Raw genomic sequence first — 8623 nt, 5'->3', positions numbered from 1 at the left:
CCCTCTCCCGCAAGCGGGAGAGGGAGCGCGCCGGCGCGAGCGGAGAGGGTGCTACCAACAGAGAGTGCATTGACGTCAGCATCATCACCATCACATTCACGCCGCGCTCTTCCCCGGCGCAATGCCGAGATACGCCTCCTGCACGATCGGCGAGGCGATCACCTCGGCGGGCTTGCCATCGGCGACGAGTTTGCCGTGGTGGAGGACGATGATGCGGTCGGCGAGGGAGCGGACGACGTCCATTTTGTGTTCGACCAGCAGGATGATTTTTGACGGATCGGTCTTCAGCCGGGCGATCAGATCGAGCACCACCGGGACTTCGTCGACGCTCATGCCGGCGGTCGGCTCATCGAACATGTAGACCTTCGGCTCCAGCGCCATCATCAGCGCGACTTCGAGCTTGCGCTGGTCGCCGTGCGACAGCGCGGTGGCGGCGACAGCGCGGCGGGCGCCGAGCGCAACGCTGTCGAGAATGGCGTCGGCGCGATCGATCAGGTCGCGCCGCGTCCGCCACGGCCGCAGCATGTCGTAATGCGTGCCGCTATGCGCCTGCACGGCGAGGCGGACGTTTTCTTCGACGCTGAGATTGGGAAACAGATTGGTGAGCTGGAAGGCGCGGCCGAGCCCGGCGCGGGTACGCAGCGGCGCGGTCATCCTGGTGATGTCGGCGCCGTCGAACAGGATGCGCCCGGCGCTCGGCTTGAGCTGACCGGAGATCAGGTTGAAATACGTCGTCTTGCCGGCGCCGTTCGGCCCGACGATCGCGGTCAGTTCGCCCGGCCGAAACGCACAGCTCACCCCATCGACCGTGACATGGCCGCCGAACCGGATGGTGAGGGATTGGGTTTCGAGGGTGGTCATGAGGCTGGCCGGAATGACGATGCTTGAGTTCAGCGTGCCCCGGATGCTGCGCAGCGCGCCGCGCTCTCGGCGTGGTGCGCTGCTGATCCGGGGCCCCGGTGTCGGTGCGCGTGAAGAAACCGGGGTCCCGGATCTGCGAAGCGGCACTGCGTGCCGCATCGCGTCCGGGACACGGAAGGTTATTTCTTATTCTTGATCGGGATGGTCATGTCCTCGATCTTGAGCTCGCGCACCGGCTCGAGCGCGGCCCAGGCGAGGTTGGGATCGACCTTGACCTTGAAGTGATACATGCTCTGCAGCGCCTGGTGGTCTTCCTTGCGGAACACCATCTTGCCCTTGGGCGTGTCGAACTCCATCCCCTCCATCGCGGTGATCAGCTTCTCGGTGTCGGTCGACTTCGCCTTCTGCACGGCGGTGACCACCGCCATCGCGGCCGAGAAGCCGCCGGCGGTGAAGAAGTCCGGCGGCGCGTTGTAGCGCTTCTGGTGCTCGGTCACGAGCCAGTCGTTGATCGGGTTCTTGGGGATTTCGTAGTAGTAATAGGTCGCGCCCTCCATGCCGGGCAGGCGCTTGTAGGCGGCGAGCGCGGGCAGGATGTTGCCGCCGGTCGACAGCTCGATGCCGTAGCGCTTCGGGTCCATGTCCTGCAGCTTGGTCAGGGGATCGCCGCCGCCGGCCCACACCACACAGATGATCTTCTTGCCCGGCTTGTCCTTCAGCGCATCGAACAGCCGCTGGCCGACCGCGGTGAAGTCGGTGGTGGTGGTCGGGACGTATTCCTCGGCGGCGAGCGTCGCGCCGGTCTTGGCCAGCGCTTCCTTGAAGGCGGCGACGCCGTCGCGGCCGAACGCATAGTCCTGTGCCAGCGTCGCGATGGTGACGCCCGGCTTGCCGATCGCCACCGCGTTGGAGATCGCGTCCTGCGACGAGTTGCGGCCGGTGCGGAAGATGTAGCGGTTCCACTTCTCGCCGGTGATCTGGTCGGCCACTGCCGGCTCGACGATCAGGATCTTCTTGTTCTCTTCGGCGACCGGCAGATCGGCCAGCGCGGCGGCCGACGACGAGGTGCCGATCGCGATGTCGGCGCCGTCGTCCTGATAGGCTTCGGCGAGAGCCGCCTTGGAGAGGTCGGGCTTGGACTGATCGTCCTTGGTGATCACCACGATCTTGCGCCCGTCGAGCGTCATCGTGCCCTTGGTGGCGTATTCCAGGCCCATCATCAGCCCGGTCTCGGTCTGCTTGGCGTAGGCTTCGAGCGGGCCGGTCTTGCCGTAGATCAGCGCGATCTTGAGATCGTCGGCCTTGGCGGCGGCCGCTCCGGTCAGCGCTAGGGCGGCGGCGGCAACGAGGGACAGATGACGCACGTTCTTCCTCCGGTTTTCGTTGCGCGCGACCCTAGAGCAAGTCGGCGAAACTTGGAACGTGCCGGCAGATGAAAATTAGCTATTCCGGTAAAGGCGGCGGCAGACGGCGCTGACGTTGCACCGGCTGCGGGCCGGCCGGACGGAACGGCGGCTCAGCCGAGGCGGACGGCGCGGGCGTGATCGAGCCGCCCATCCGGGTCAGCAGGTCGGCAGTCGGCCAGGAATCCGCCGGCAGGCCGTATTTGATCTGCATCGCCTTGACGCCGGTGCGGGTCTGCTGGCCGAGCACGCCGTCGACCTTGCCGACGTCGAAGCCGGCGCGCACCAGCAATTGTTGAAGCTGCTTCATCTCGTTGAACGACAGCTGCGCGACCTGTGCGGTCGGCTTGCGCATCGGCGGCGCGCCGGCGATGCGGGTCGCGAGGTAAGCGGCCGTGGTCGAGTAGATCAGCGAGTTGTTCCACTCCGTATAGGCGGCGAAGTTCGCGTAGGCGAGGAACGCCGGGCCGTGGCGGCCCATCGGCAGCAGCAGCGACGCCGGCATGTCGTCCTTGGGCAGCGGCCGGCCGTCCGGATAGGCGACGCCCCATTGCGCCCATTGCGAGCGCGGCTGCTTCACCAACAGGTCGGCCTGATCCCACGGCAGGTTGGCCGGCACCTGCACCTCCTGCAACCACGGCTCGCCGCGGCGCCATTTCAGGCCGGTGGCGATGTAGTGCGCGGTCGAGCCGATCACGTCGGGCGCGCTGTGCAACAGGTCACGATGGCCGTCGCCGTCATAGTCGACCGCGTAGTCGTAATAATGCCGCGGCAGGAATTGCGTCTGGCCGAGTTCGCCCGCCCATGATCCGATCATCTCGCCGGGCGACAGATCACCGCGGTCGATGATCTTCAGCGCCGCGATGGTTTCCTGCTGAAACATCTCGGAGCGCCGACAGTCATAGGCGAGCGACACCAGCGAGCGCAGCGTCGAGAGGTTGCCCTGGATCGCCCCGAAGTCACTCTCCAGCGCCCAGAATGCGGCGATCACCGCCGCCGGCACGCCGTACTCCTTCTCGGCGCGCGCGAACGCTTGCGCATATTGCTTGATCAGCTGCTGGCCTTTGACGCGCCGCCCCTCCGACGCCATCCGCCCGGCGAACACCGTGAAGATCTGCCCGAACACCCGCTGACCGCGGTCGCGATTGACGATGCCCTGGTCGTAGACGAGATACGGCGAAGCTTGCGCAATCGCCCGTTGAGAGACGCCGGCGGCCACCGCCTGTTGTTTCAGGCCGGCGAGAAACTGATCGAAGCTCTGGCCGCCGTGACAGGATGCGCCGCGCTGGGCGAGGGCGGGGGAGGTGGAGAACGACGTGGATAGCACGATGGTTGCGACTGCCGCGATCGCACTGAAAGAGCCCCGCAGATATCGCGCCGTCGACTTCAACCGCAGCATCGCCTTCTCCACAAACGTCATCGCCGGGCTTGACCCGGCGATCCAGCAAATCAGGCGAGGAGTCTTGGCGGGATGGATGGCCGGGTCAAGCCCGGCCATGACGGGCGGTGTGAGCCCTCGTCGGGTGGCCAACGTCTCCCTCCGTCATTGCGAGGAGCGAAGCGACGAAGCAATCCAGCCCAGTGCTCGGAGCTGGATTGCTTCGCTTCGCTCGCAATGACGGGGAGGACAGGTCGCGCAAAACATGAGAGCCAGCGCGGTCCTCACAGCTCCCGCGCATTGCTGAACGAAAAACTGCTCGCCCGCCGCGTATTCTCGTCCAAAATCAGCGTTCGCGTGATCGGTGGCTCGGCCCGTTGCGAGCAATGCTCCCGTTCGCAGAGGCGGCAGTTGACGCCGATGGGGGTGCCTTCGGCTTTGTCGAGGTCCATGCCGGCGGCGTAGATCAGTTTGCTGGCGTGGCGGATTTCGCAGCCGAGGCCGAGGGCGAAGCGCGGTTGTGGCTGCGGGTGCGGGGCGACCGGGCGGCGGACCATTTGGGCGATCGAGAAGTAGCGGCTGCCATCGGGCAGTTCGATCACTTGCTTGAGCAGGCGATCCGGTGTGTCGAAGGTCGAGTGCACGTTCCACAACGGGCAGGTGCCGCCGAATTTCGAGAACGGGAAGGTGCCGGAGGAGAACCGCTTGGAGACGTTGCCGGCGTTGTCGACGCGCAGCAGGAAGAACGGCACGCCGCGCGCGTTCGGCCGCTGCAGCGTGGTCAGGCGGTGGCAGACCTGTTCGAAGCCGGCGTTGAAGCGCTGTGCCAGCACGTTGACGTCGTAGCTGAGTTGTTCCGCGGCGGCGTGGAACGCCGCGTAGGGCATCATCAGGGCGGCGGCGAAGTAATTGCCCAGCGTGATGCGGAACAGCCGCCGCGCGCCGTCGTCGAGCGAGCCGGTGCGGGCGACGATGCCGTCCATCACGCTGCCGTATTCGGTGAGTCCGATCTGGAAGGCGGCCTGGAAGGCGCGGCCCTGGAAGTCGACCAGTTCGGAGATCAGAAGTTGGCGGCGATGGCGGTCGAAGCGCCGCAGCGTCTCGCGCATCACGTCGACCGGCATGATCCGCGTCGTGATCGAATGCCGCTCGCGCAGCCGCTCGGCGAGCGCACCGAACAGCTCCTGCGAACTGGCGTTGAGTTCGTCGCGGACCGCCTCGGCGGCTTGTTCGAGTTCCGGGAAGTAATTGCGGTTGGCCTCGATCAGGTCGCGGACGCGCTCGATCGGATTGGCCTCGTAGCGGATCTGCTCGCGGTCGGCCATCTGGGCCGCCACCATGGTCTCGCCGCGGCGCGCCTCGGTATAGGCAGCGTACAGCCGCTGCAGCGAATGGGTGACGCCGGGGCACAGCTCGGCGAGGTCTTTGAGTTCCTGCTTGGGCAGGTCGATCTGGCGGAACAGCGGGTCGGAGAAGATCTCGTTGAGCTCGGCGAAGAACCGGTCCTCGTCGGCGGTGGCGAGGTCGCGCAGGTCGAGGTCGTAGGTCTCGGCCAGCCGCAGCAGGATCTGGGCGGTCACCGGGCGCTGGTTGCGCTCGATCAGGTTGACGTAACTGGGCGAAATCCCCAATCCTTCGGCGATCTGGGTCTGTGACAGGCCGAGCTGCTGGCGAATCCGCCGGAATCGCGGCCCGACGAACAGCTTTTTCCCGGTATCGCCGGCCATTTTAACAGTTCCTTCAGCTTCGCCCGCTCGCGGATTTTTACAAATTTTACAAAGTTACATTTGTTACATGTACTGAAGTTACATGACATCACCATTCGTTCGCAAGAGGTCTGTACGTCTTTCCCGATCTCGCGTTTACGTAGCGACACGTTTCGCAGCGCCGCTGTCAAGAATGTCTCAGGCAGCGCGCCGCGGTTTTGTCGTCACCAAAGGGATCATGTCATGAACTTCCAGCCACGCGGCATCAGCGCCATCCACGGTCCGAGCTCCTACCAGAGCGAGCTCGAAGCGGCCGAAGCTCTCCTCAAGGACAAGCCGACCTGGAATGGCGTCACCGCCGAGGCCGTGGCCCGGATGCGCCTGCAGAACCGCTTCAAGACCGGTCTCGACATCGCCCGCTACACCGCGGCGCAGATGCGCGCCGACATGGCGGCGTATGACGCCGACCCGACCAAGTACACCCAGTCGCTGGGCTGCTGGCACGGCTTCATCGCGCAGCAGAAGCTGATCTCGATCAAGAAGCACGGCGGTGGCCGCACCGACCGTCGTTACATCTACCTGTCGGGCTGGATGATCGCGGCGCTGCGTTCCGAATTCGGCCCGCTGCCCGACCAGTCGATGCACGAGAAGACCTCGGTGCCGGCGCTGATCGAAGAGATCTACACCTTCCTGCGCCAGGCCGACTCGCGCGAGCTCAACGACCTGTTCCGCCAGCTCGACAAGGCCCGTGAGGCCGGCGACAAGGCGAAGGAAACCGCGATCATCGACCAGATCGACAATTTCCAGACCCATGTCGTGCCGATCATCGCCGACATCGACGCCGGCTTCGGCAACGCCGAGGCGACCTATCTGCTCGCCAAGAAGATGATCGAAGCGGGCGCCTGCGCGCTGCAGATCGAGAATCAGGTCTCGGACGAGAAGCAGTGCGGTCACCAGGACGGCAAGGTCACCGTGCCGCACGACGTGTTCATCGCCAAGGTGCGCGCGCTGCGTCACGCCTTCCTCGAGATGGGCGTGGAAGACGGCGTCATCGTCACCCGCACCGACTCGCTCGGCGCCGGCCTGACCCAGCAGATCGCCGTCAGCCACCAGCCGGGTGACATCGGTGACCAGTACAACAGCTTCCTGGATTGCGAGGAAGTCGACGCCACCAAGATCGGCAATGGCGACGTGATCATCAGCCGCAACGGCAAGCTGCTGCGGCCGAAGCGTCTGCCGAGCAACCTGTACCAGTTCCGTCCGGGCACCGGCGCGGACCGCTGCGTGCTGGACTGCATCACCTCGCTGCAGAACGGCGCCGACCTGCTGTGGATCGAAACCGAGAAGCCGCATATCGAGCAGATCGCCTCGATGGTCGATCGGATCCGCGAAGTCGTGCCGAACGCCAAGCTGGCCTACAACAACTCGCCGTCGTTCAACTGGACGCTCAACTTCCGCTGGCAGGTCTACGATGCCTGGAAGGAAGAAGGTAAGGACGTGTCCAAGTACAACCGCGCCGAGCTGATGAAGGCGGAATACGACGAAACCCCGCTGGCGATCGAAGCCGACGCCCGCATCCGCACCTTCCAGGCGGATTCGGCCAAGCGCGCCGGCATCTTCCATCACCTGATCACGCTGCCGACCTACCACACGGCCGCGCTGTCGACCGACAACCTGGCCCGCGAATATTTCGGCGACCAGGGCATGCTGGGATATGTTAAGAATGTGCAGCGCCAGGAAATCCGTCAGGGTATCGCCTGCGTGAAGCACCAGAACATGGCCGGCTCCGACATCGGCGACGACCACAAGGAATACTTCGCCGGCGAAGCGGCCCTGAAGGCCGGCGGCGAACACAACACGATGAACCAGTTCAGCTAACGCAAAGAAACAGGAGACAGGATCATGTCGGGCAGCAACTTCTGGGTGATCGGTGGCGAGTTCGGTTCGATGAACTTCCACAAGCTCGTCGAAGGGTCCGCCCAGGTGAAGGGCCCCTTCAAGACCCGCCAGGAGGCCGAAGAGGCCTGGAAGACTCTCTCCGAGGAAAACCGCCATCGCGCCGGCGTGCGGTTCTCCATCGTGGAAGAGCCGAACCGGGCCGTCACCCCGGCCTGATCCGCTCCTGAGCCGCGGCGGCGCACGCGCCGCGCGGCGAGCTGAAGAGATAGAAGACGTCCAAGGACTTTGGCGGTCTCATCGGGGCAACCCGGCGGGGCCGCCATCGTCGTTTTAGGAGCATCGAAGCGGTTGCCGCGTTGGCACTGCGCGGCTGTTCCGCCGCCGCTTTGGCTCCGTCCGCTCTGGCGCGCGTGCCGCAAATCCTTGCAGGATCAGGGCCTTTGCGGCGACGAGGGTTACTGATAGGTTAATCGGGAACAGTCGAGCCGGGCATCGGATGGCGGACGCGCAGAACAAGATCGACGGATTGGAGCAGGCGCGGCCGATGCGGCTGCGGGATGCGCTGCGGCAGGCCCGGATCGAGGCGGCCGACCGCACCGGCGTCGTGGTCGATCTGCGCGACGCCGAGATCGCCCGGCTGGAGATTCTCAACGAGGCGCTCGACCCGCTGTTCGACGAGATTCCGGCCGGCGTCGATCTGTTCGACCGCGGCTTCAGCCAGGGCGACACGCCGCGGCTGTGGATCGATGTCGTCGCCCACGTGATGATGGGCCGCGACAAGCGGGTCTATCGCTTCGTTCAGGACACCCGCTATGGCCGCATCGTGCTGGCCGAATCGCACCAGCCGGCGGTGATCGTCGATGCCATCACCAGCTATGTGGCACGCCGCCTGATCGAGCGCGACCACGCGCTGGCCGCGGCGGGCCCGCTGCTGCTGCCGGCTTCGGCCGATCCGGCGCCGCCATCCAAACCGCGCCGCGGCGGCTTCTGGCTCTTCCTGCTCGGCTTCCTCGCCGGCGCCCTGGCGCTGTTCGCCGTCGCGTTATTCGCGGCACTGCGCAACGTGTGATAGCGAGCGCTTTAGAGCGCTTCATCGCTTGATGGAAACGATCCGACTCCGCAGGCACTGATTCCTCATCCTGAGGAGCACGGCAAAGCCGGGCGTCTCGAAGGATGGGGGGACGCGGTATGAGCGGCCCATGGTTCGAGACGGCGCTCCGCGCCTCCTCACCATGAGGTTGTGCGTGTGGCGGGAGTTACTGATCCTCCGATCCGATTCTAAGAAAAGCGGAACTGCTCTGGCATTCCAGCAAAGCCCTTCCCCGTCATTGCGAGCCAACGGGTCGGCGCGGAGCGCCGCCCGATGACAGGCTCCG

Annotated in this window: 7 protein-coding genes; 3 read left to right on the top strand and 4 right to left on the bottom strand. The window is 65.3% G+C overall.

The annotated features are described in order from the left end of the window. Window positions 1-96: 96 nt before the first annotated feature. The 4 genes from IP86_RS21825 to IP86_RS21810 all read right to left on the bottom strand — a co-directional run bounded on the left by IP86_RS21825 (window position 97) and on the right by IP86_RS21810 (window position 5369). Window positions 97-861, bottom strand: coding sequence for an ABC transporter ATP-binding protein (locus IP86_RS21825; RefSeq protein WP_054164534.1), 765 nt, complete (start codon window positions 859-861; stop codon window positions 97-99). 179 nt (window positions 862-1040) lie between these two features. Beyond that, on the bottom strand, window positions 1041-2225 hold the full coding sequence (locus IP86_RS21820) for a substrate-binding domain-containing protein (protein WP_054164533.1): 1185 nt from the start codon (window positions 2223-2225) through the stop codon (window positions 1041-1043). Window positions 2226-2304: 79 nt separating this feature from the next. Beyond that, on the bottom strand, window positions 2305-3684 hold the full coding sequence (locus IP86_RS21815; protein WP_082364184.1) for a lytic murein transglycosylase: 1380 nt from the start codon (window positions 3682-3684) through the stop codon (window positions 2305-2307). Window positions 3685-3926: 242 nt separating this feature from the next. Continuing rightward, window positions 3927-5369 (bottom strand): helix-turn-helix domain-containing protein, encoded by a 1443-nt coding sequence (locus tag IP86_RS21810; RefSeq protein WP_054164532.1) that lies wholly within the window; start codon window positions 5367-5369, stop codon window positions 3927-3929. A gap of 222 nt (window positions 5370-5591) precedes the next feature. Between IP86_RS21810 and IP86_RS21805 the strand changes: the two genes are divergently transcribed. The 3 genes from IP86_RS21805 (at window position 5592) to IP86_RS21795 (ending at window position 8316) form a co-directional block, all read left to right on the top strand. Then, a complete protein-coding gene (locus tag IP86_RS21805; protein WP_054164531.1) occupies window positions 5592-7226 on the top strand; it encodes an isocitrate lyase in 1635 nt (544 codons plus the stop codon). A 24-nt stretch (window positions 7227-7250) separates the two neighbouring features. After that, entirely contained in the window at window positions 7251-7463 is a 213-nt protein-coding gene (locus IP86_RS21800; protein ID WP_054164530.1) for a DUF4170 domain-containing protein, read from the top strand. Window positions 7464-7743: 280 nt separating this feature from the next. Then, the gene (locus tag IP86_RS21795) at window positions 7744-8316 is read left to right on the top strand and encodes a hypothetical protein (protein ID WP_054164529.1); all 573 of its coding nucleotides are present in this window, start codon (window positions 7744-7746) and stop codon (window positions 8314-8316) included. The last annotated feature ends 307 nt before the right edge of the window (window positions 8317-8623 follow it).

The sequence above is a fragment of the Rhodopseudomonas sp. AAP120 genome, from assembly GCF_001295845.1.
Classification (GTDB): Bacteria; Pseudomonadota; Alphaproteobacteria; order Rhizobiales; family Xanthobacteraceae; genus Rhodopseudomonas.
This window is presented reverse-complemented; position numbering and strand designations above follow the sequence as displayed.

Coding starts and splice junctions, on each gene's coding strand:
- IP86_RS21805 (WP_054164531.1), top strand. CDS start 5,592: ATGAACTTCCAGCCACGCGGCATCAGCGCCATCCACGGTCCGAGCTCC.
- IP86_RS21795 (WP_054164529.1), top strand. CDS start 7,744: ATGGCGGACGCGCAGAACAAGATCGACGGATTGGAGCAGGCGCGGCCG.
- IP86_RS21800 (WP_054164530.1), top strand. CDS start 7,251: ATGTCGGGCAGCAACTTCTGGGTGATCGGTGGCGAGTTCGGTTCGATG.
- IP86_RS21815 (WP_082364184.1), bottom strand. CDS start 3,684: ATGACGTTTGTGGAGAAGGCGATGCTGCGGTTGAAGTCGACGGCGCGA.
- IP86_RS21810 (WP_054164532.1), bottom strand. CDS start 5,369: ATGGCCGGCGATACCGGGAAAAAGCTGTTCGTCGGGCCGCGATTCCGG.
- IP86_RS21825 (WP_054164534.1), bottom strand. CDS start 861: ATGACCACCCTCGAAACCCAATCCCTCACCATCCGGTTCGGCGGCCAT.